We start from the raw sequence: 20818 nt of genomic DNA on the forward strand, positions 1-20818 counted from the left end.
GCGCTGCCGGTGACGGCGGCGCCCCGCGCATCAGACGGCGAAGAGCAGGAACTCCCGCTCCCACGAACTGATGACGCGCTTGAAGTTTTCATGCTCGGCCCGCTTGACCGCGACGTAGCCAGTGATGAATTTCTTGCCCAGGTATTTCTCGATGGTCTTGCTGTTTTCCATGCGCTCCAGAGCGTCCTCGATGGTCAACGGCAGGCGCAGGTTGCGGCGCTCGTAACCGCGGCCGACTACCGGCGCGCTCGGATTGTGGCCTTCGACCATGCCGATGAAACCGCACAGCAGGCTGGCGGCGATGGCCAGGTAAGGGTTGGCGTCGGCGCCCGGCAGGCGGTTTTCCACCCGGCGGTTCTGCGGCCCGGCATCCGGAACACGCAGGCCCACGGTGCGGTTCTCTTCGCCCCACTCCACGTTCACCGGCGCCGAGGTGTCCGGCAGGAAGCGGCGGAACGAGTTGACGTTGGGCGCGAACAGCGGCAGCAGCTCGGGGATGAACTTCTGCAGGCCGCCGATGTGGTTGAGGAACAGCTGGCTCATGGTCCCGTCTTCATTGGAGAAGACGTTCTTGCCGGTCTCGATGTCGATGATGCTCTGGTGCAGGTGCATGGCGCTGCCCGGCTCGCCGGTCATCGGCTTGGCCATGAAAGTAGCGGCCACCTCATGCTTGAGCGCGGCTTCACGCATGGTGCGCTTGAACACCAGGATCTGGTCGGCCAGGGACAGGGCGTCGCCGTGACGGAAGTTGATTTCCATCTGCGCCGTGCCGTCTTCGTGGATCAGCGTGTCGAGGTCCAGTTCCTGCAGTTCGCACCAGTCGTAGACGTCCTCGAACAGCGGGTCGAATTCGTTGGCCGCTTCGATGGAGAACGACTGGCGACCGGTTTCCGGGCGACCGGAGCGGCCGACCGGTGGCTGCAACGGATAGTCCGGGTCGTCGCTGCGCTTGGTCAGGTAGAACTCCATCTCCGGCGCCACGATCGGCTGCCAGCCGTGGTCGGCGTAGAGTTTCAGGACCTTCTTGAGCACGTTGCGCGGCGACAGCTCGATCGGGTTGCCCTGCTTGTCGTAGGTGTCGTGGATCACCTGGGCGGTCGGCTCGATGGCCCAGGGCACGAGGAATACCGCGTTCTGGTCCGGACGGCAGACCATGTCGATGTCGGCCGGGTCCAGCAGTTCGTAATAGATGTCGTCTTCGACATAGTCGCCGGTCACCGTCTGCAACAGCACGCTCTCGGGCAGGCGCATGCCTTTTTCGGCAATGAACTTGTTGGTCGGCGAGATCTTGCCCCGGGTGATCCCGGTCAGGTCGCCAATCATGCATTCGACTTCTGTGATCTTGTGGTCTTTCAACCAATCGGTGAGCTGGTCGAGGTTGTTACTCATAAATGCCTCTAGGCGTGAGTTTCCTGGCTCTTATAAGCCAGGTTTTTGTGACGCATTGGCGTCGCGTTGAATTACCCGCTTGCGACAGGCATCGCCAAATGCCTGGAAGATGGCGAGGTAGTGAGGGTTAGAGCTTACCTGCCATTCAGGGTGCCATTGCACCCCCAAAGCAAAAGCCTTGCCGCCCTCGATCGGCGCCCCCTCGACGGAGAAGGCTTCAATCAACCCGTCGGGTGCCAGGGCCTCTATCTTCAGGCCCGGCGCCAGACGTTCAACGCCTTGGCCATGAATCGAATTGACCTCAATCTGCGCCGGCAGGCCGAGACCGGCCAGCACCCCGCCCGGCTGTACATACAGCGCATGGGCCGGACCGTATTGCACTTCCACCGGCCGGCTATCGTCCTCGCGGTGGTCCATGAACGGGCCGGCTTCGTGGACCCGCTGGTGCAGGCTACCGCCGAAGGCCACGTTCATTTCCTGGAAACCGCGGCAGATCCCCAATACCGGAACCCCGGCCGCCACCGCGGCGCGGATCAACGGCAGGGTGCTGGCATCACGGGCAGGATCGTGCGCGGTTCCCGGCGCGCTGGCGGGACCGCTATAGTGAAAAGGCTCGATATTGGAGGGTGAACCGGTAAAGAGGATGCCATCCAGACCGTCCAGAATATCGGACGGGCTCAGAATATCGGCCAGGGACGGGAGGATCATGGGCACGCCCTTGGCTGCTACTGCCACTGCGCGGACGTACTTGTCGCCACTGATGTGATAAGCATGCAGACCGATCTGCCTAGAGCAGGCGGTGACGCCGATTAACGGCAGGCGAGACATGAAACACCCCGGTATTATTGCTGTTATGGGTTTAAATCGAGCTTAGCCTTGTTCATTTTTTTACACAACACCCCCGTAAAAAATACAACACGGCCCGCTCAAGGCCGCGGCGGCCAAGCCCTCCGAAGCCAGAAAAGCGCCCCAAAAATGCCCCACAGGCGCTTTTTTAGGGCAAAAAAGGCCTCGCTTGACTTCGGCATGCCGTTCGGGTTGACTGAAACCTGAAAAGATCAATGATTGATATTTTTAACAACAAAGGTGTTGCATCATGTCGGTACCCCCGCGTGCCGTTCAGCTTAACGAAGCGAACGCGTTCCTTAAGGAACATCCTGAGGTTCTGTACGTTGACCTTCTGATTGCGGATATGAATGGTGTGGTGCGCGGCAAGCGCATCGAACGCACCAGCCTCCACAAGGTTTACGAGAAAGGCATCAACCTGCCGGCCTCTTTATTTGCCCTGGATATCAACGGCTCGACGGTGGAAAGCACCGGCCTGGGCCTGGACATCGGCGACGCCGATCGAATCTGCTATCCAATCCCCGATACCCTGTGCAATGAACCCTGGCAGAAGCGCCCCACCGCGCAACTGCTGATGACCATGCACGAACTCGAAGGCGACCCTTTCTTCGCCGACCCGCGCGAAGTGCTGCGTCAAGTCGTTGCCAAGTTCGACGAGCTGGGCCTGACCATCTGCGCCGCGTTTGAACTGGAGTTCTACCTGATCGACCAGGAGAACGTGAATGGCCGGCCACAACCGCCACGCTCGCCGATCTCCGGCAAGCGCCCGCATTCGACCCAGGTCTACCTGATCGACGACCTCGACGAATACGTCGACTGCCTGCAGGACATTCTCGAAGGCGCGAAAGAACAAGGCATCCCGGCCGACGCCATCGTCAAGGAAAGTGCTCCGGCGCAATTCGAGGTGAACCTGCACCACGTCGCCGACCCGATCAAGGCCTGCGACTATGCGGTACTGCTCAAGCGTCTGATCAAGAACATCGCCTACGACCATGAGATGGACACCACCTTCATGGCCAAGCCTTACCCAGGCCAGGCGGGTAATGGTCTGCACGTCCACATTTCGGTCCTGGACAAGGACGGCAAGAATATTTTTGCCAGCGAGGATCCCGAGCAGAACGCCGCACTGCGTCACGCGATCGGCGGTGTGCTCGAGACCCTACCGGCGCAGATGGCTTTCCTCTGCCCGAACGTCAACTCCTACCGTCGTTTCGGCGCGCAGTTCTATGTGCCGAACTCGCCGAGCTGGGGCCTGGACAACCGCACCGTCGCCCTGCGCGTACCGACCGGCTCCGCCGACGCGGTCCGCCTGGAACACCGTGTGGCCGGCGCCGACGCCAACCCGTACCTGCTGATGGCTTCGGTCCTGGCGGGTGTGCACCACGGCCTGGTCAACAAGATCGAACCGGGCGCGCCAACCGAAGGCAACTCCTACGAGCAGAACGAGCAAAGCCTGCCGAACAACCTGCGCGACGCACTGCGCGAGCTGGACGACAGCGAAGTCATGGCCAAGTACATCGACCCGAAATACATCGATATCTTCGTGGCCTGTAAGGAAAGCGAGCTGGAGGAGTTCGAACACTCGATCTCCGACCTCGAGTACAACTGGTACCTGCACACCGTGTAAGCGGCTGTAGCCCAGAGAACGCCATCGGCCGCAAAGGCCCGTGGCGTTTTTTTATGGCCGCCTTGCGGCGGATCGCGGGCAAGCCTCGCTCCTACAGAATCGGTGGGACGCCATTTCTACCGCGACAGCACCCCACACGAGCGAGGCTTGCCCGCGAAGGCATCCTGGCAGACAACACCCGACACGCCTCGTACAATGCCCGCTGCCCCGCAGGAGACTCCAATGACACGCGTAGCCACCCCCCGCAAACCCCGCGCACGCAGCCAGGCCCGGATCGACTCGATACTCGATGCCGCCCGCACCCTGCTTGCCGCCGAGGGCGTGGCCAGCCTGTCGATCTACAGTGTGGCCGAGCGCGCGGAGATCCCGCCCTCCTCGGTCTATCACTTTTTCGCCAGCGTTCCGGCCCTGCTCGAAGCCCTGACCGCCGACGTCCACGCCGCATTCCGCGCCTGCCTGCAAGAGCCTATCGACCACGCAGCCCTGAGCAGTTGGCACGACCTGTCGCGATTGGTCGAACAGCGCATGCTCGCCATCTACAGCGCCGACGCCGCGGCCCGCCAGCTGATCCTGGCCCAGCATGGCCTCACCGAGGTCACCCAGGCCGACCGCCAGCACGACATCGAACTGGGCGACCTGATGCACAAGCTGTTCGACCAGCACTTCCAGCTGCCGGCGCTGCCCGCGGATGTCGATGTGTTCACCCTGGCCATGGAACTGGGCGACCGCGTCTACGCGCGCTCGGTCCAGCAGCATGGGCAGATCACCGAGCGCATGGCCGAGGAAGGCATGCGGGTGTTCGATGCCTACCTGGGGTTGTACCTGCCACCTTACCTGCCCAAGCGCCCTGCCCTGTAGCCGCTCGCCCGGCCGCAACGCGGCCGTGAAACCTGGCCATGCATTCCTTCAGGTAAACCGGTTGGCGAAGGCTGCGTCGGAATGCCGCCCACCTCGATCGCAGCCTCGCAGGCTCGGCAGCGGCTACGGCAGTCATCGCCCACAAAAAAGCCCCGAAGGGCTCACGCCGTCCGGGGCCGGTTGTCGCGCATCGATCACAACTTGGCGATCGACACCTCGGTGGATTTCACGAACGCGATCACTTCGCTGCCGATCGCCAGTTCCAGTTCCCGGACCGAACGGGTGGTAATCACCGATGTGACGATGCCGGAGGCAGTCTGCACGTCGATTTCCGAGAGCACGTCGCCTTCGACGATTTCCTTGATGGTGCCTTTGAACTGGTTGCGAACGTTGATGGCCTTGATAGTCATACGATTTCTCCTCGGGTCGAAATAAGCGGCAAGTTTCAAGCGGCAAGCTGCAAGTAAAAGCACTCGACTCCTTCTTGCAGCTTGCAGCTCAAAGCTTGCCGCCGCTTTTATTGCGCCCAGCGCAATTGCGTGGGCAAGGGTGAAACGGGTTCCGGCTCGGGTGGCGACCCGGGCAGCGACAACACGCGGTTGAGTACTTCGGCTTCCAGCGCCGCCAGCCGATGGGAACCACGCACCCGAGGGCGCGGCAGCTCCACCAGCAGATCGAGACCGACCTCGCCTTCTTCGATCAGGATCACCCGGTCGGCCACCGCCACCGCTTCGCTGACATCGTGGGTCACCAGCAGGACGGTGAAGCCATGCTGCTGCCACAGGCGCTCGATCAGTTGCTGCATCTCGATCCGGGTCAGGGCATCCAGCGCGCCCAAGGGCTCGTCCAGCAGCAACAGGCGCGGCTGGTGAATCAGCGCCCGGGCCAGGGCCACGCGCTGCTTCTGGCCGCCGGACAAGGCGGCCGGCCACTCATTGGCGCGATCGGCCAGGCCCACCGCCTCCAGGGCTTCCAGGGCCTGGGGGCGCCAATCGCCCTTGAGGCCCAGGCCGACGTTGTCGATGACTTTCTTCCAGGGCAGCAGGCGCGCCTCCTGGAACATCATGCGGGTGTCCTCGATGGCCTGGCTCAGCGGCGCGGCACCGGCCAGCAATTCACCACCGGTAGGCTTGTCGAGGCCGGCCAGCAAGCGCAGCAAGGTGCTCTTGCCGCAGCCGCTACGGCCGACCACCGCGACGAATTGCCCGGCCGGAATATGCAGGTCGATCTCGCGCAGCACCTGGCGCGAACCGAAGGTTTTTTGCAGCTTGCGCACCACCAGCGGAATACCGCGCAGCAGGCGTGGAGGTTGTTGAGCCGTCATTGCGCACCGCCCTTGGCCACTTGATAGGCCGGATGCCAACGCAGCCAGGCACGTTCCAGGCCGCGCGCGGCGAGGTCCGCCAGTTTGCCGAGCACGGCATACATGACGATGGCCAGCACCACCACGTCGGTCTGCAGGAATTCCCGGGCGTTCATCGCCAGATAGCCGATGCCGGAGCTGGCGGAGATGGTTTCCGCGACGATCAGCGTCAGCCACATGAAGCCCAGGGCGAAACGCACGCCCACCAGGATCGAAGGCAAGGCGCCCGGCAGAATCACCTGGCGGAACAGGGCTCCGCCTGCCAGGCCATAACTGCGCGCCATTTCCACCAGCGCCGAGTCGACATTGCGGATGCCGTGGTAGGTGTTCAGGTAGATCGGGAACAGGGTGCCCAGGGCCACCAGGAAAATCTTCGCCGACTCGTCGATGCCGAACCACAGGATCACCAGGGGAATCAGCGCCAGGTGCGGTACGTTGCGGATCATCTGCACCGAGCTGTCGAGCAGGCGTTCGCCCCACTTCGACAGGCCGGTGACGAACCCCAGGGCCAGGCCGATGCTGCCGCCGATCAGGAAACCGATCGCCGCGCGCCAGCCGCTGATAGCCAGGTGGGTCCAGATTTCGCCGCTGCGCACCAGGCCGACCCCGGCTTCGATCACCGCGCTGGGTGCCGGCAGGATTCGCGTCGACAGCCAACCGGCCGAGACCGACAACTGCCACACCGCCAGCAACAGCAGTGGCAGGGCCCAGGGTGCCAGGCGATGGAACAAGCTTTGTCCGATCATGGCCACGCCTCAGCTCTGGGACGCAGCTTTGGGAGTGATGTCGTTGGCGACCATTTCGCCGAACGGGCTGACGTACCCGGCGCCCTTGGGCAGCTCGGGACGCTCGATATCCAGGTGCGGGAACAGCAGCTCGGCCACCCGGTACGACTCTTCCAGGTGGGGGTAACCGGAGAAGATAAAGGTGTCGATACCCAGGTCCGCGTACTCCTTCATCCGCGCCGCCACGGCCGGGCCATCGCCGACCAGCGCGGTGCCCGCGCCCCCCCGTACCAGGCCGACGCCGGCCCAGAGGTTGGGGCTGACTTCCAGTTTGTCGCGGCGCCCACCGTGCAGGGCCGCCATGCGTTGCTGGCCGACCGAATCGAAGCGCGCCAGGGAGGCCTGGGCACGGGCGATGGTGTCGTCGTCCAGATGGGAGATCAGGCGCTCGGCCGCTTGCCAGGCCTCGGCGTTGGTTTCACGCACGATCACGTGCAGGCGAATGCCGAAGCGCACGCTGCGCCCCTGCTTGGCGGCCTTGGCCCGGACCTGCTCGATCTTCTCGGCCACCGCGGCCGGTGGTTCGCCCCAGGTCAGGACCATGTCCACCTGCTCGGCGGCCAGGTCCTGCGCGGCTTCCGAAGAACCGCCGAAGTACAGCGGCGGACGTGGTTGCTGGATCGGCGGATAGAGCAGCTTGGCGCCCTTCACGCTGATGTGCTGGCCGTCGTAGTCGACGGTTTCGCCTTCCAGCACCCGACGCCAGATACGAGTGAACTCCACCGAAGCCTGGTAGCGCTCTTCATGGCTGAGGAACAGGCCGTCGCCGGCCAGTTCGTCCGGATCGCCACCGGTCACCAGGTTGAACAGCGCCCGGCCGCCGGACAGGCGATCCAGGGTTGCCGCCTGGCGCGCCGCCACCGTCGGGGAAATGATCCCGGGGCGCAGGGCGACCAGGAACTTCAGGCGCTGGGTCACCGGGATCAGCGAGGCCGCCACCAGCCAGGAATCCTCGCAGGAACGCCCGGTGGGGATCAGCACGCCGCCGAAACCGAGGCGATCGGCCGCCTGGGCGATCTGCTGCAGATAACCGTGGTCGACGGCGCGAGCGCCTTCGGCGGTGCCAAGGTAATGGCCGTCGCCGTGGGTAGGCAGGAACCAGAAAATATTGAGGCTCATGGAGTTGTCTCCTAAGGGGTCGAGTTACGGCGCTTTGGCAACGGCGGCCGGAGGCGTCCAGATCACGTCTTTGATGCTCAGGGGCTTGGGAATCAGCTTGAGCTGGTGGAAGCTGTCGGCGATTTTCTGCTGGGCCACCACCACGTCCGGGGTCAGGAAGTACGCGCCATAACCCTGGCGTTTCACCGAGGTCAGGGTGATGTCCGCCGGCAGGCCAAGCAGTGGCGCCACCTGTTGGGTCACCTCGTCCGGGTTGGCCTTGGACCACTCGCCCACCGCGCGCACTTCTTCCACCAGGGCCTTGATCACCTCGGGGTACTGTTGTGCGTAGGGTTTGGTCGCCAGATAGAACTGGTGGTTGTCGACGATGCCGCTGCCGTCACGCAGGGTGCGGGCTTGCAACTGCTTCTCGGCCGCCGCCTGATAGGGGTCCCAGATCACCCAGGCATCGACGCTGCCACGCTCGAAGGCGGCGCGAGCATCGGCGGGCGGCAGGAATACGGTCTGAATGTCGCTGTACTTGAGGCCGGCGTCTTCCAGGGCGCGGACCAGCAGGTAGTGCACGTTGGAGCCCTTGTTGAGGACTACCTTCTTGCCCTTGAGCTCGGCTACCGACTTGATCGGCGAATCCTTGGGCACCAGGATCGCTTCGCTGGTCGGCGCCGGTGGCTCGTAGGCCACGTACAACAAGTCGGCACCGGCGGCCTGGGCGAATACGGGCGGGGTCTCGCCGGTGACGCCGAAGTCGATGGAGCCGACGTTCAGCCCTTCCAGCAGCTGCGGGCCGCCGGGGAATTCGGTCCATTGCACCTGCACGCCCTGCTCCGCCAGGCGCTTCTCCAGCGAGCCCTTGGCCTTGAGCAGCACCAGGGTGCCGTATTTCTGATAGCCGATACGCAGGGTCTCGGCCGCGTGGGCTTGAACGATGGCGCCGAAGGACACAGCCGCAGCAAACAGAGCGACCAGACCACGACGCAAAATCACAGGGCGCATGGCGCTCTCCTTTTTGCTGTTGGGTTTTGGCTGCACCTGCTAGGCCGTTGGCGGCTAAGTAAGGCCAGTACTTCAGATTCGGGTAGGACTCAAATGCTCCAGCGAGCACTCAACAAACGATCATTCAACAGATTCGGGTCCAGCGGCTTGGGACGTCGCGCCATGGCGCTGTGGAACTGTTCCAGGGCTTCGCGCAGGCGCTGTTCCAGGGCCGGCGCCAGCTGCGCTTGGGCACTGCCCTCGCCGTAGGCGATCTGGCTGTCCTCGGCGAAGATGCCCTGGAGCATCTCCTGGGCCTTGAGGGCCGACAGCACCGGCTTGAGCGCGTAGTCCACCGCCAGCATGTGGGCGATGCTGCCGCCCGTGGCCATCGGCAACACCACCTTGTGGTTCAGGGCACGCTCCGGCAGCAGGTCGAGCACGGTTTTCAGCGCGCCGGAAAACGATGCCTTGTAGACCGGCGTGGCGATCAGCAAGCCGTCGGCCTGTTCGATCTGTTGCAACAGGTCGATCACCATCGGGCTGTCGAAGCGTGCGTGGAGCAGATCCTCGGCCGGGAAATCCCGGACCTGATAGTCGACCACTTCCACACCTTGTTGCTGCAACCAGCGTTTGGCGTGTTCCAGCAGCACCCCGGAGCGGGAGCGTTGGCTGGGACTGCCACCGAGTGAGACGACCAGCATGCAGAGGTTTCCTTTAGCGGTAATGGACGATTCGCGGTTTGCGATCTCGCTGAGCTGAGCAGACCTTAACAGCCTATTTATATATCCATAAATCTTATTTTTTCATTTGTTTATTCTATAAATGAATATATGAAATACCATTCTCCAGGCAAAAAAATAGGCCGTCGAAACGGCCTTAAAACCCCTGCTTTGTGGAAGCGGTACATGACCCGCAGGCGGCGGCAATGCCGGCTCGCGCCTGCGGGCCCACGGTGTCAGCGATTCGGTTGCGGCGTCAGGCGCAGGTAGGGTTTGACCGCGCGATAACCTTTGGGGAAGCGTTTCTTGATTTCCTCTTCGTCCTTGAGCGACGGCACGATCACCACTTCATCACCGTCCTGCCAGTTGGCCGGGGTGGCCACCTTGTAGTTGTCGGTGAGCTGCAGCGAGTCGATCACCCGCAGGATCTCGTGGAAATTGCGCCCGGTACTGGCCGGATAAGTGATGGTCAGGCGCACCTTCTTGTTCGGGTCGATGACGAACAGCGAACGCACGGTCAGGGTGTCGTTGGCATTCGGGTGGATCAGGTCGTACAGGTCCGAGACCTTGCGGTCGGCGTCGGCCAGGATCGGGAAGTTGACGAGGGTGTTCTGGGTTTCGTTGATGTCCTCGATCCACTTGTGGTGCGAGTCCACCGGGTCCACCGACAGGGCAATGGCTTTCACGCCGCGCTCGGCGAACTGGTCCTTGAGCTTGGCAGTGAACCCCAGCTCGGTGGTGCACACCGGGGTGAAGTCCGCCGGGTGGGAAAACAGCACGCCCCAACTGTCGCCGAGCCACTCGTGGAAACGAATCTTGCCGGCACTGGAATCCTGTTCGAAGTCGGGGGCGATGTCGCCAAGTCTGAGGCTCATGTTGCTGCTCCTGTGAGTGCGTTATGAGCCCTACTGTGCCTGCGCCTGGGAATATTTAAAAAGAATAAATATCGATTTATTTAAACGATAAATGAATATTAAAAATCTCTTCACTGGATTCGCGCGCGCCCAGGGCACACCATCTTCGACAAGGTTCGAGAAGGCCTTGAGTAGCTGTAAAGAGGGGTTTCAGGGAGGACCTGCGGGGGTGGGTCCGACCTGGATGACAACACCTCGCCCGGCATTGCGCCGGGCGAGGTTTTAACGTCGGATTACAACAGCGGGATCGAGTAGCTGACGATCAGGCGGTTTTCGTCCTGCGAGCGCTGGCCCGGAATATCGTTACGCCACATGGCGTTTTTCCAAGTCAGGCCCAGGTTCTTCAGCGGACCTTCCGGAATCACGTAGGCCACGGTCAGGTCCCGTTCCCACTCGCTGGCGTTGGTCGCCGAAACGGTACGCTGAGGGAGAACGGAACCCTCTTTGCCGGAAGTGTCGATGTTATCGCCACGCAGATAGATCACACCGGCGGTCAGGCCAGGCACGCCTACCTTGGCGAAATCGTAGGAGTAGCGAGCTTGCCAGGTACGTTCGCCAGCACGGGCGAACTTGGCGATCTGCATGTCGGTAGTCAGGTAAGCCGACGAACCGTCACCCTGGTTCAGCCAAGGGAAGTCGCTGTCACCGTTACTCACCTGGTAGCCGCCACCGAAGGTATGGCCGGCAACCGAGTACAGGAACAGGCCGCTGATCAGGTTGTTATCAACCTTGCCCTTGGTGATGCCAGTGCCGTAGTCACCGGTGGTGTAGTAGGCCGAGTCGTGGCCGTTGGCACCGTCGTCACGGCTGTTGAAGTAGCGCAGGTCAGACTTCAATACGCCCGGGCCGATAGCCCAGTTGTGCAGCAGGCCAACGAAGTGCTGCTTGTAGAAGTCTTTCAGGTTGCCGTAGTAGTACTGAGCGGTCAGATCTTTAGTGATCTTGTAGTCACCACCACCGTAGATGAACTTGTTGCTGTCACGACCAGCAGCGGTGTGTGCGTTGGCGCCCGCGATCGACAGTTCTTCGTTGTTGCTGGAGTTACGACCCTTGGCATGCTCGATCTGACCACCCACCAGTGTCAGGTCCTTGATGTCGTTCGAGGTGATCTGACCGCCCTGGAAGGTTTGTGGCAGCATACGACCATCGTTGGTCACGATAACCGGCAGTTTTGGCTGCAGGGTACCGAGCTTCAGTTCGGTCTGAGAGATCTTGGCTTTGGCGGTCAGGCCCAGGCTGGAGTAGTTATCGACCGCTTTGCCATTGGACTCGCTTGGGAAAACAGTGCCGCCATAAGAGGTAGCAGTGGCGCCGTTGGTGCCGCCGCCCGAATCCAGCTTGATGCCCAACAGGCCGATGGCGTCGAGACCGAAGCCGACGGTGCCTTCGGTGTAACCGGAAGTGAAGTTGAGCTGGAAGCCTTGGCCCCACTCTTCCTGCTTGCTCTGCGCGCCGGACGCCTTGGTGTCGGCATCGCGGTTGTCAGTATTGATGTAGAAGTTACGCAGACCCAGAGTGGCCTTGCTGTCTTCGATGAAACCGGCGGCGCCTGCCTGCTGCGCCATAACCCCAACGGCCACAGCCAGGGCCAAGGTGGACTTGTTCATGTTTCGCTCCTCTCGTTTCTAATTCTTGTGTACTCAGGCCCAGGGTCTGCTGCCCCGGGTCCATCGGTGGGCGATTAGCGCCAGACCGTGACCCATAAGTCAATCGTAACCAACTGTGTCTACGACCAAGGTCTAATCGCGATGGTTTGGTCCTTGCAGGGTAATGAATTTCTCATAATCCCAAAAAGAATTATTTCATTTTTTTTCATACCATTATGGAATATCAATAGGCGCGTCTTTTGAGCCGTGGCACAAGGTATCGGCGCCCTTTTTAATTCCTGAATGATATTTCCCCACTGATCTTTAGATCGACCAGTTAAAACATAAGCCAGATACGTCAACCAGTATCGAAAAGGCGACGCAATAATGGCGTCGCGCCAATGGTCGCGTCAATTTGTTACAGTTCTTGTATCGACCACCTTCTTTTTTCTGAAACCTGAATCAGGCTCGGCAGGCACAACAAAAAACCCGCTCTGTCAAGAGCGGGTTGTCGAAGGGGATGAAGCTCAGAGGGCTTTTTCGAAGATCTTCGAGTTGCGCTGGTAGTTGTACAGCGAGGCCCGCGCGGAAGGCAGACGCTCGACGCTGCTAGGGGCAAAACCGCGCTCACGGAACCAGTGAGCGGTACGGGTGGTGAGGACAAACAGGGTTTTCAGGCCCTGGGCCCGGGCCCGGGTTTCGATCCTTTCCAACAGTTCGTCGCCGCGACCGCCGTGGCGGTATTCCGGGTTCACCGCCAGGCAGGCCAGCTCCCCGGCGTCGGAGTCGGCGATCTGGTAGAGCGCGGCACAGGCAATGATCATCCCCTCGCGCTCGACCACGCTGAACTGTTCGATCTCACGCTCGAGCACCTCGCGGGAACGCCGCACCAGAATGCCCTGCTCTTCCAGCGGACTGATCAGATCCAGCAGACCGCCGACGTCCTCGATGGCCGCCTCGCGGACCAGTTCGAACTGCTCCTGGGCCACCAGCGTACCGCCACCGTCACGGGTGAACAGTTCGGTCAGCAGCGCGCCGTCTTCGGCGTAGCTGACGATATGGCTGCGCCCTACGCCCCCCCGGCAAGCTTCGGCCGCGGCATCCAGCAGCTCCGCCTGATAGTTGCTGCCCAGGCGCTGCAAATGCGCCGGCACCTGTTGCGGACGCAGTTCGCGCACCAGATTGCCGTTTTCATCCAGCAGGCCACGCTCGGCGCCGAACAGCAGCAGCTTGTCGGCAGCCAGGTCGATGGCCGCGCGGGTGGCGACGTCTTCGCAGGCGAGGTTGAAGATTTCCCCGGTCGGTGAGTAGCCCAAAGGCGACAGCAACACGATCGAGCGCTCGTCCAGCAGGCGGTTGATGCCCTTGCGGTCGACCCGACGCACTTCGCCGGTGTGGTGATAGTCGACACCCTCGAGCACGCCGATCGGCCGGGCGGTCACCAGGTTACCGCTGGCGACCCGCAGACGCGAACCCTGCATCGGCGAGGACGCCATGTCCATGGACAGCCGCGCTTCAATGGCGATGCGCAACTGGCCAACGGCGTCGATCACGCATTCCAGGGTCGCCGCATCGGTGATGCGCATGCCGTGGTGGTAATGCGGGGTCAGGCCGCGCGCAGCCAGGCGGGCTTCGATCTGTGGACGCGAGCCATGTACCAGCACCAAGCGCACGCCCATGCTGTGCAGCAACACCAGGTCATGGACGATGTTGCCGAAGTTCGGATGCTCTACGCCGTCGCCGGGCAGCATGACCACGAAGGTACAGTCGCGGTGGGCATTGATATAAGGAGAAGCGTGACGAAGCCAATTGACGTATTCGGGCATAACCTGAGCCTGTAAATAAGAAGCAGCCTATAAAAGGACGAAACGGGAAAACGCACAGCGGGCTGGTGGTTATCGTCGGAACAGGCTTGGCGACACGCTCGCTCTCCTTGAGGTACGGGCTTGGCCGTCGGTGATTTAGTAGAAATCAGGCCGGCGTCAGGCAGTAATGGTTAATCAGTTCACGTAGTAGATGCACGGTAGGCTGCAAGCGTGACATTTCGAGGTATTCCCCCGGTTGGTGAGCACAGGCGATGTCGCCCGGGCCCAGCACCACAGTCTCGCAGCCAAGGCGCTGAAGATAAGGCGCTTCGGTGCCGAACGCCACTGCTTCGGCGCGATGGCCGGTCAGGCGCTCGGCCACCCGCACCAATTCGCAGTCTTCGGCCTGCTCGAAGGGCGGCGCTTCGGGGAACAGCGGTGCAAAGTCGATCGTCACCTGATGCCGCTCGGCCACGGGCACCAGCTTCTGCCGGATGGCCGCGCGCAGCGCCTGCGGGTCCATGCCCGGCAGCGGCCGCAGGTCGAACTCCAGCGAGCATTGGCCGCAAATGCGGTTCGGGTTGTCGCCACCGTGGATACACCCAAGGTTCAGGGTCGGCTGCGGCACGCTGAACTGCGGGTTGCGAAATTCGCGCTGCCACGCCAGGCGCAGGCCGCGCAGTTCGCCGATGGCATCGTGCATGGCTTCCAGGGCGCTATGGCCCAGGCTCGGGTCGGAGGAATGGCCGCTGCGCCCGAGAATATCGATGCGCTCCATCATCACGCCTTTGTGCATGCGGATCGGCCGCAGCCCGGTCGGCTCGCCGATCACCGCGGCGCGCCCCAATGGCCGGCCGGCTTCGGCCAGGGCCCGGGCGCCGGCCATGGAGCTTTCCTCGTCGCAGGTGGCGAGGATCAGCAACGGTTGCTTGAAGGGCTGCTCCAGCAACGGCCGGACCGCCTCGATGACCAGGGCGAAAAAGCCTTTCATGTCGCAGCTGCCCAGGCCGACCCAGCGTCCGTCGACCTCGGTGAGCTTCAGCGGGTCGGTCTGCCACAGCGCGCCGTCGTAGGGCACGGTGTCGCTGTGCCCGGCCAGTACCAGGCCGCCGGGGCCGCTGCCGAAACTGGCGAGCAGGTTGAACTTGCCGGGGCTGACCTGCTGGATATCGCAGGCAAAACCCAGGTCGCCGAGCCAGCTCGCCAGCAAATCGATGACCGCACGATTGGACTGATCCAGCGCCGGCTGGGTACAGCTGACCGAAGGTGTGGCAATCAGCGCAGCGAACTGCTCTTTCATGGACGGCAATGGCATGCGCTGGCTCTCGGGTTCCAAGATGAAGTCCATCATAGAGCCATCCTGCGACAGGAATAAACCGCCACGGCACCTCGACGCGGCGAGTCCTGTACACTGCACGACCTAGGCAGCCACACATTCCCCCGGCTGCGCTCCCGATCCTGGATTTTCCGGCCATGCAGAAAGAAACCGAAATCAAACTCCGCGTCAGCCGCGAAACCCTCGCCGCCCTGCGTGAGCACCCGCTCCTGAAAAAACGCAATAAAAGTGGCTGGGAACACCGCGAACTGATGAACCAGTACTTCGACACGCCCGAGCGCGACCTGGCCCGCGCCAAGGTCGCCCTGCGCCTGCGCCGCGACGGCGAAGAAGTGATCCAGACCCTCAAGACCCGAGGCCAGAGCGTCGCCGGCCTGTCGGAACGCAACGAGTACGACTGGCACCTGGCCAAAGCCAAGCTCGACCTGAAGAAACTCGACGGCGAATGCTGGCCCGAGCAACTGGCCGAGCTGGACAAAAAGGCCCTCAAGCCGATCTTCACCACCGACTTCGTCCGCGAACGCGCGGAAATCGCTTGGGGCCGCGGCAAGGCCAAGGTGGTGATCGAGGCCGCCCTGGACCTGGGCCACGTGATCGCCGGCAAGCAGAAGGAAGAGATCTGCGAGCTGGAACTGGAACTGCGCGAAGGCGAACCGGCCGCCCTGCTGGAACTGGCCGCCGAGCTGGCCGCCACCCTGCCGCTGATGCCCTGCGACATCAGCAAGGCCGAGCGCGGCTACCGCCTGTTCGACGCCAACAGCTACTCCCTGAGCCTGCCCGCTCCGGAGCTGAGCGCGGAAACGCCGCTGGACGACGCCTTCGCAGCGCTGACCTGGCACCTGCTGGGCAGCAGCCAGCGCCTGGCCGAGCAATATCGCTTCAACGGTCACTGGCGTTTGCTGCAGGACTGGGTCGAGAACCTGGCGGAACTGCGCGCCCTGGTCAGCAGCCTGGGCCAGGCCGCGCCGCGCCAGGCGACCGCCGAGTTGCGCGCTTCGCTGGACGGCCTGCTGGAAGACTGGCGCCCACTGGTGCAAGCCGGCCTGGACGACGAAGACGTGCGCAAGGCCGCGCCCGAGCAGTTCATCGAAGAGCTGCAGGACGTGCGCTGGGGCCTGTTCTCGCTGAACACCTCGCGCTGGTTGCTGGCCCGCAGCTGGACCGCCGAGCGCAATACCCGTGGCAACCGCCAGGGTGCGGCGCAACTGGGCAGCTGGTTGCCGCGCCTGCTGGCCGACGAAGCCAGCTCCCTGCAACTGCCCCGCTACCAGCAACAGCCGGAAGACCTGGCCGAGCAACTGCCGCGTATCGAACGCATCCAGTCCTGGCTGCATCACGCACGCAACGTGCTGGAAATCCCGGAGCTGGACCGTCTGTACGGCGAGTTGAACAAGCTGGCGCAACTGGCCCACGAGCCGATCACCGACGAAGCCCTGGATGCCCGCAAGCAACAGGCGATCACGGTGTTCCAGAACCGCGCGTGGAAGACCTTGCTGCGCATGTAAGGGCTCCATGAACAGGCTCGCTCCTGCCTTGCGGGAGCGAGCTGGCTCGCGACAGCACCCACCGCTTTACCCCGTCTTCAGCGCAATACCGGCAAACTGGTGGTCGACTTGATCTCCGACAGCGCCACGATCGAATTCACTTCCTGAATCCCCGGCACCATCGACAGTTTCTCGAAGAAGAAACGCTCGTACGCCTCGATGTCCGCCGTGACTATGCGCAACAGGAAATCCACTGCCCCCATCAGCACATAACACTCCAGCACTTCCGGAAAACCGCGGATCGCCTCGGTGAATTCGGTGAAGTTGGAACGGCCATGAGCGTTGAGTTTGACCTCGGCAAAGATCTGCGTGTTGAGGCCGATCTTCTTGCGGTCGAGCAGCGTCACCTGGCCACGGATCACCCCCTCCTCCTTGAGCCGCTGGATCCGCCGCCAGCAAGGTGACTGGGATAGCCCCACCTGTTCGGCGATCTGCGCGCTGGACAGCGAAGCGTCTTCTTGCAGCAGCGCCAGGATGCGGCGGTCGTAGGAGTCCAGCTCGCTATGCATAGATATTCCTCAATAGCCAACAAATACGAATCACATGATTCGACATTTTCGAAAATCCCTTCATCTTAGATAAGAAATACCCGCAACCGAATGTAAAAATTTCTCCATTGATCTGGAGAATCCCATGCCCCCTCTCGAAGCCGTCAGTTCCCGCGCCGATGTGTGGAATGTCGCCAACACCCATTGCCGGGTGCATTACCAACTGGTCACCGACGCCGAGGCCGATGTGTTGTGCCGGGTGCTCAATCATTTCGCCCTGCAGTCCCTGCTACCGCAGCAGGTCCAGGTGCAACAGCAGGACGGTTCGCTGCTGATGGAAGTGCTGCTTGAGGGCCTGAGCTGGCACCGCGCGCAAGTCATCGCGGAAAAACTGCGCAACCTGGTCAGCGTGTGTTCGGTACAGCTGCAACTCGCCGAGCGCGAGCCGCTGCAGGCCGCTGGCTGAGGACGCCTGGCAAAACCCTGCAACGCTTGGGCGACTGACGGTCGCCATCCCGGGACTATTCTTGGCATTCCGTGGTCAGAGGCGCATCTAACCCGCCCGCTGCCGGATTGTTCACAAGGAGCCCGCATGTCCGTTCCTCTCGTTACCCAGGACCGCTGGCTGGATCTCAACGATCTGCTGCGCGACCTGGTCGCCCAGGGTTTCATCAGCCAGGACTCGGCCGAACATGCCCTGACCACCCGCCGCAACGCCGCCAACAGTCAGCTGCACCCGCTGGAGTTTCTCGCCAGCCAGCACCTGGACGACCTCCGTCGGCCAGGTAAACGCCTGGACCTGGAAAGCCTGACCCTGTGGCTGGCGCAACAGGCCGGCCAGCCATACCTGCGCATCGACCCGCTGAAAATCGATGTCGCCGCCGTCACCCCGCTGATGTCCTACGCCTTCGCCCAACGCCACAAGATCCTTGCGGTATCGATCGACGCCGAGGCCGTCACGGTGGCCAGCGCCCAGCCTTATGTCAGCGCCTGGGAAGCCGACCTGACCCATGTGCTGAAGCTGCCGATCAAGCGGGTCGTAGCCAACCCGGTGGAAATCCAGCGCCTGACCGTGGAGTTCTTCCGCCTGGCCAAGTCGGTCACCGGGGCCAGCGCCGACCAGAAAAGCAACGCCCCGGGCAACTTCGAACAACTGCTCAACCTCGGCGCCAGCGATCAGGAGCCCGATGCCAACGACGCGCACATCGTCAATATCGTCGACTGGCTGTTCCAGTACGCCTTCCAGCAGCGGGCCAGCGATATCCACATCGAGCCGCGCCGCGAACAAGGCACCGTGCGCTTTCGCATCGACGGGGTGCTGCACAACGTCTATCAGTTCCCGCCCCAGGTCACCATGGCCGTGGTCAGCCGCCTGAAAAGCCTGGGCCGGATGAACGTCGCGGAAAAACGCAAACCCCAGGACGGCCGGGTCAAGACCAAGACCCCGGAAGGCGGCGAGGTGGAGTTGCGCCTGTCGACCCTGCCCACCGCCTTCGGCGAGAAAATGGTCATGCGCATCTTCGACCCCGAGGTGCTGCTCAAGGACTTCGACCAGCTGGGGTTCTCCAGCGACGACCTGCGGCGCTGGCAGGAAATGACCCGCCAGCCCAACGGCATCATCCTGGTCACCGGCCCCACTGGTTCGGGCAAGACCACCACCCTGTACACCACCCTGAAGAAACTGGCGACGCCGGAGGTCAACCTCTGCACCATCGAGGACCCGATCGAGATGGTCGAGCCGGCGTTCAACCAGATGCAGGTCCAGCACAACATCGAGCTGACCTTCGCCAGCGGCGTGCGCGCACTGATGCGCCAGGACCCGGACATCATCATGATCGGCGAGATCCGCGACCTGGAAACCGCGGAAATGGCAATCCAGGCCGCCCTCACCGGCCACCTGGTGCTGTCGACCCTGCACACCAACGATGCCCCCGGCGCCATCAGCCGCCTGCTGGAACTGGGCGTCGCGCCCTACCTGATCAAGGCCACGCTGCTCGGGGTCATGGCCCAGCGCCTGGTGCGCACCCTGTGCCCGCACTGCAAGACCCCGCTGACCCTGGACGAAGGCGACTGGCAAAACCTGACCCGGCCCTGGCAGGCGCCGCTGCCCAGCCATGCCCACGGCGCCACCGGCTGCCTGGAATGCCGCGATACCGGCTACCGGGGCCGCGCCGGGGTGTATGAAATCATGCAGTTGAGCGACAGCCTCAAGGCCCTGATCAGCGCCGACGCCGACCTGCTCGCCATACGCCGCCAGGCCTTTCTGGAAGGCATGCGCAGCCTGCGCCTGTCCGGGGCGCAGAAAGTCGCGGCCGGGCTGACCACCCTCGAGGAGATATTGCGGGTAACGCCACAAAGCGAGCAGCGATGAGCCGTCCGGCTACCAGTCGAGGACACCCAACCCGGTATTGGGCTTGATCCACAGCACCGCGCCGTTCTCCCTGCGTTGCAGTATCGAGCGCCCGGCGTTGAGCGTTTCCTCCGTGCGCAGGTTCTGCGCGGAGTCCGACTTGCTCGGGCTGAACATCAGGGTCCCCGGCGTGTCCTGGCGAACCCTCATGCCGCGGGGGTAGTGCCAATCGCCCAGGGTCAGGTCTTGCGCCAGTTGCCCGTTCCAACGTCCGGGTTGCCGTTGCTCGTCGAGATCCAGGCTCAGGCTCGACAGCGCTATCCCCTGGATAACCACCGCTGGTGAAGCCAGACCGATGCTGTTGATTCTGAACCTACCGTCGTATTGTTGCCTGACCTCGCTGGAGTTCGGCCACTTCACCCCTGCCACATCGGCTCCGGTCACCAGGGTGCATTCAGAGAAGCGCCAGCGGCTGGGTTGCAAGCGGTCCGCGTCGGCGATGTCCAGCGTTACCCAGGTGCCGCCGGTGCAGGGCCAGCCCGCAACGACCTGGTCACGGCTCAGCAGCATCTTTGAGAGAGGGCCGCTGCCGTGCATCTGCAACTCTGTAATCTCCACACCGTTGATGGTGTGTGGTGCAGCGAATTTGGCGTAATAGAGGCTGCGCAGTCCATAGGGTTGCGGCTGGCCTTGCGAGTCCAGAGGTTCAAGTGTTCCCAGATTCAGCTTGGCGCCTGCGGGCAATGGCAGGCCATCAAGCTGCACGTCCTGCTCAAGTTGCGGGTGGAGTGCCTTTCTAAGCTGGTCGTCGCTATGGATTTTCCACAGTGTGCAAACCACGATGATTGCGCATACCCCTGCAAGCACACCGAAGTGCAGGGGCTGACGACGCATCCGGTGTCGGAAGGCCGGAATGAGCCAGGCTATCAGCAGCAAGGGAAGTCCAATAAAGGACAGCAACACCAGGTTCAACAGGGTTGCGTAGATCATCGCGCCAAAAATCAAGGCCGGCATCCGTGCAGTCGAGAAAGTCGCCCATGGTGTCAAATGCCGCCCCTGCGTTCCAGCACATTGACTCGATACCGAGGTGCGGCGGCCGCTCCTGAACAGGTCG

19 protein-coding genes are annotated in these 20818 nt (G+C 62.6%); 5 read left to right on the forward strand and 14 right to left on the reverse strand.

Annotated features, from left to right (window positions below):
• Positions 1-30: 30 nt before the first annotated feature.
• Positions 31-1389, reverse strand: coding sequence for a glutamine synthetase family protein (locus H0I86_RS30065; RefSeq protein WP_007928318.1), 1359 nt, complete (start codon positions 1387-1389; stop codon positions 31-33).
• 30 nt (positions 1390-1419) lie between these two features.
• Positions 1420-2217 carry a gamma-glutamyl-gamma-aminobutyrate hydrolase family protein gene (locus H0I86_RS30070; RefSeq protein WP_180923195.1) on the reverse strand — a complete coding sequence of 266 codons (798 nt, stop codon included), beginning with the start codon at positions 2215-2217 and terminating at the stop codon, positions 1420-1422.
• 268 nt (positions 2218-2485) lie between these two features.
• Between H0I86_RS30070 and H0I86_RS30075 the strand changes: the two genes are divergently transcribed.
• The gene (locus H0I86_RS30075) at positions 2486-3862 is read left to right on the forward strand and encodes a glutamine synthetase family protein (RefSeq protein ID WP_009051380.1); all 1377 of its coding nucleotides are present in this window, start codon (positions 2486-2488) and stop codon (positions 3860-3862) included.
• A gap of 222 nt (positions 3863-4084) precedes the next feature.
• Entirely contained in the window at positions 4085-4720 is a 636-nt protein-coding gene (locus H0I86_RS30080; protein WP_124355511.1) for a TetR/AcrR family transcriptional regulator, read from the forward strand.
• Positions 4721-4914: 194 nt separating this feature from the next.
• On the opposite strand, the gene H0I86_RS30085 is transcribed toward H0I86_RS30080, so the two are convergent.
• From H0I86_RS30085 to argE, 10 genes are all read right to left on the reverse strand, one after another.
• A complete protein-coding gene (locus H0I86_RS30085) occupies positions 4915-5130 on the reverse strand; it encodes a TOBE domain-containing protein (RefSeq protein ID WP_007928303.1) in 216 nt (71 codons plus the stop codon).
• Between the two features lie 107 nt (positions 5131-5237).
• The gene (gene ssuB / locus H0I86_RS30090; RefSeq protein WP_124355512.1) at positions 5238-6044 is read right to left on the reverse strand and encodes an aliphatic sulfonates ABC transporter ATP-binding protein; all 807 of its coding nucleotides are present in this window, start codon (positions 6042-6044) and stop codon (positions 5238-5240) included.
• A complete protein-coding gene (gene ssuC / locus H0I86_RS30095) occupies positions 6041-6829 on the reverse strand; it encodes an aliphatic sulfonate ABC transporter permease SsuC (protein ID WP_124355513.1) in 789 nt (262 codons plus the stop codon). Before ssuC ends, ssuB begins: the two co-directional genes overlap by 4 nt.
• Before the next feature lie 9 nt (positions 6830-6838).
• Positions 6839-7987 carry an FMNH2-dependent alkanesulfonate monooxygenase gene (gene ssuD, locus H0I86_RS30100; RefSeq protein ID WP_180923196.1) on the reverse strand — a complete coding sequence of 383 codons (1149 nt, stop codon included), beginning with the start codon at positions 7985-7987 and terminating at the stop codon, positions 6839-6841.
• Positions 7988-8011: 24 nt separating this feature from the next.
• Entirely contained in the window at positions 8012-8980 is a 969-nt protein-coding gene (locus tag H0I86_RS30105) for a sulfonate ABC transporter substrate-binding protein (RefSeq protein ID WP_180923197.1), read from the reverse strand.
• Positions 8981-9069: 89 nt separating this feature from the next.
• Entirely contained in the window at positions 9070-9663 is a 594-nt protein-coding gene (gene ssuE, locus H0I86_RS30110; RefSeq protein WP_007928287.1) for an NADPH-dependent FMN reductase, read from the reverse strand.
• 254 nt (positions 9664-9917) lie between these two features.
• Positions 9918-10556, reverse strand: a complete 639-nt coding sequence (locus tag H0I86_RS30115) for a peroxiredoxin (RefSeq protein WP_009051386.1) — start codon at positions 10554-10556, stop codon at positions 9918-9920.
• 272 nt (positions 10557-10828) lie between these two features.
• On the reverse strand, positions 10829-12202 hold the full coding sequence (locus tag H0I86_RS30120; RefSeq protein WP_009051387.1) for an OprD family porin: 1374 nt from the start codon (positions 12200-12202) through the stop codon (positions 10829-10831).
• A 506-nt stretch (positions 12203-12708) separates the two neighbouring features.
• The gene (gene argA, locus H0I86_RS30125) at positions 12709-14007 is read right to left on the reverse strand and encodes an amino-acid N-acetyltransferase (protein WP_038574944.1); all 1299 of its coding nucleotides are present in this window, start codon (positions 14005-14007) and stop codon (positions 12709-12711) included.
• 145 nt (positions 14008-14152) lie between these two features.
• Positions 14153-15301 carry an acetylornithine deacetylase gene (gene argE, locus H0I86_RS30130; RefSeq protein WP_150085996.1) on the reverse strand — a complete coding sequence of 383 codons (1149 nt, stop codon included), beginning with the start codon at positions 15299-15301 and terminating at the stop codon, positions 14153-14155.
• A gap of 158 nt (positions 15302-15459) precedes the next feature.
• On the opposite strand from argE, the gene H0I86_RS30135 reads away from it, so the two are divergent.
• Entirely contained in the window at positions 15460-16827 is a 1368-nt protein-coding gene (locus H0I86_RS30135) for a CYTH domain-containing protein (RefSeq protein WP_180923198.1), read from the forward strand.
• Positions 16828-16904: 77 nt separating this feature from the next.
• Here the strand turns inward: H0I86_RS30135 and H0I86_RS30140 are convergent, their stop codons facing one another.
• Positions 16905-17375, reverse strand: coding sequence for an Lrp/AsnC family transcriptional regulator (locus tag H0I86_RS30140; protein ID WP_180923199.1), 471 nt, complete (start codon positions 17373-17375; stop codon positions 16905-16907).
• 124 nt (positions 17376-17499) lie between these two features.
• Here H0I86_RS30140 and H0I86_RS30145 point away from each other — a divergent pair, with 124 nt between their 5' ends.
• Positions 17500-17820: an ACT-like domain-containing protein gene (locus H0I86_RS30145; protein ID WP_150085994.1), complete on the forward strand. Its 321-nt coding sequence runs from the start codon at positions 17500-17502 to the stop codon at positions 17818-17820.
• A 126-nt stretch (positions 17821-17946) separates the two neighbouring features.
• Positions 17947-19725 (forward strand): type IV pilus assembly ATPase TfpB, encoded by a 1779-nt coding sequence (tfpB, locus tag H0I86_RS30150; protein ID WP_180923200.1) that lies wholly within the window; start codon positions 17947-17949, stop codon positions 19723-19725.
• A 9-nt stretch (positions 19726-19734) separates the two neighbouring features.
• Here the strand turns inward: tfpB and H0I86_RS30155 are convergent, their stop codons facing one another.
• Complete coding sequence (locus tag H0I86_RS30155) at positions 19735-20718, reverse strand: hypothetical protein (RefSeq protein WP_180923201.1); 984 nt, start codon at positions 20716-20718, stop codon at positions 19735-19737.
• Positions 20719-20818 lie beyond the last annotated feature (100 nt).

Source organism: Pseudomonas chlororaphis subsp. aurantiaca (genome assembly GCF_013466605.1).
Classification (GTDB): domain Bacteria; phylum Pseudomonadota; class Gammaproteobacteria; order Pseudomonadales; family Pseudomonadaceae; genus Aquipseudomonas; species Aquipseudomonas chlororaphis_I.

What these genes read in the sequence shown, in the direction of transcription:
- H0I86_RS30065 (WP_007928318.1), bottom strand. Translation starts at nt 1,389, where the DNA reads ATGAGTAACAACCTCGACCAGCTCACCGATTGGTTGAAAGACCACAAG.
- H0I86_RS30070 (WP_180923195.1), bottom strand. Translation starts at nt 2,217, where the DNA reads ATGTCTCGCCTGCCGTTAATCGGCGTCACCGCCTGCTCTAGGCAGATC.
- H0I86_RS30075 (WP_009051380.1), top strand. Translation starts at nt 2,486, where the DNA reads ATGTCGGTACCCCCGCGTGCCGTTCAGCTTAACGAAGCGAACGCGTTC.
- H0I86_RS30080 (WP_124355511.1), top strand. Translation starts at nt 4,085, where the DNA reads ATGACACGCGTAGCCACCCCCCGCAAACCCCGCGCACGCAGCCAGGCC.
- H0I86_RS30085 (WP_007928303.1), bottom strand. Translation starts at nt 5,130, where the DNA reads ATGACTATCAAGGCCATCAACGTTCGCAACCAGTTCAAAGGCACCATC.
- ssuB (WP_124355512.1), bottom strand. Translation starts at nt 6,044, where the DNA reads ATGACGGCTCAACAACCTCCACGCCTGCTGCGCGGTATTCCGCTGGTG.
- ssuC (WP_124355513.1), bottom strand. Translation starts at nt 6,829, where the DNA reads ATGATCGGACAAAGCTTGTTCCATCGCCTGGCACCCTGGGCCCTGCCA.
- ssuD (WP_180923196.1), bottom strand. Translation starts at nt 7,987, where the DNA reads ATGAGCCTCAATATTTTCTGGTTCCTGCCTACCCACGGCGACGGCCAT.
- H0I86_RS30105 (WP_180923197.1), bottom strand. Translation starts at nt 8,980, where the DNA reads ATGCGCCCTGTGATTTTGCGTCGTGGTCTGGTCGCTCTGTTTGCTGCG.
- ssuE (WP_007928287.1), bottom strand. Translation starts at nt 9,663, where the DNA reads ATGCTGGTCGTCTCACTCGGTGGCAGTCCCAGCCAACGCTCCCGCTCC.
- H0I86_RS30115 (WP_009051386.1), bottom strand. Translation starts at nt 10,556, where the DNA reads ATGAGCCTCAGACTTGGCGACATCGCCCCCGACTTCGAACAGGATTCC.
- H0I86_RS30120 (WP_009051387.1), bottom strand. Translation starts at nt 12,202, where the DNA reads ATGAACAAGTCCACCTTGGCCCTGGCTGTGGCCGTTGGGGTTATGGCG.
- argA (WP_038574944.1), bottom strand. Translation starts at nt 14,007, where the DNA reads ATGCCCGAATACGTCAATTGGCTTCGTCACGCTTCTCCTTATATCAAT.
- argE (WP_150085996.1), bottom strand. Translation starts at nt 15,301, where the DNA reads ATGCCATTGCCGTCCATGAAAGAGCAGTTCGCTGCGCTGATTGCCACA.
- H0I86_RS30135 (WP_180923198.1), top strand. Translation starts at nt 15,460, where the DNA reads ATGCAGAAAGAAACCGAAATCAAACTCCGCGTCAGCCGCGAAACCCTC.
- H0I86_RS30140 (WP_180923199.1), bottom strand. Translation starts at nt 17,375, where the DNA reads ATGCATAGCGAGCTGGACTCCTACGACCGCCGCATCCTGGCGCTGCTG.
- H0I86_RS30145 (WP_150085994.1), top strand. Translation starts at nt 17,500, where the DNA reads ATGCCCCCTCTCGAAGCCGTCAGTTCCCGCGCCGATGTGTGGAATGTC.
- tfpB (WP_180923200.1), top strand. Translation starts at nt 17,947, where the DNA reads ATGTCCGTTCCTCTCGTTACCCAGGACCGCTGGCTGGATCTCAACGAT.
- H0I86_RS30155 (WP_180923201.1), bottom strand. Translation starts at nt 20,718, where the DNA reads ATGCCGGCCTTGATTTTTGGCGCGATGATCTACGCAACCCTGTTGAAC.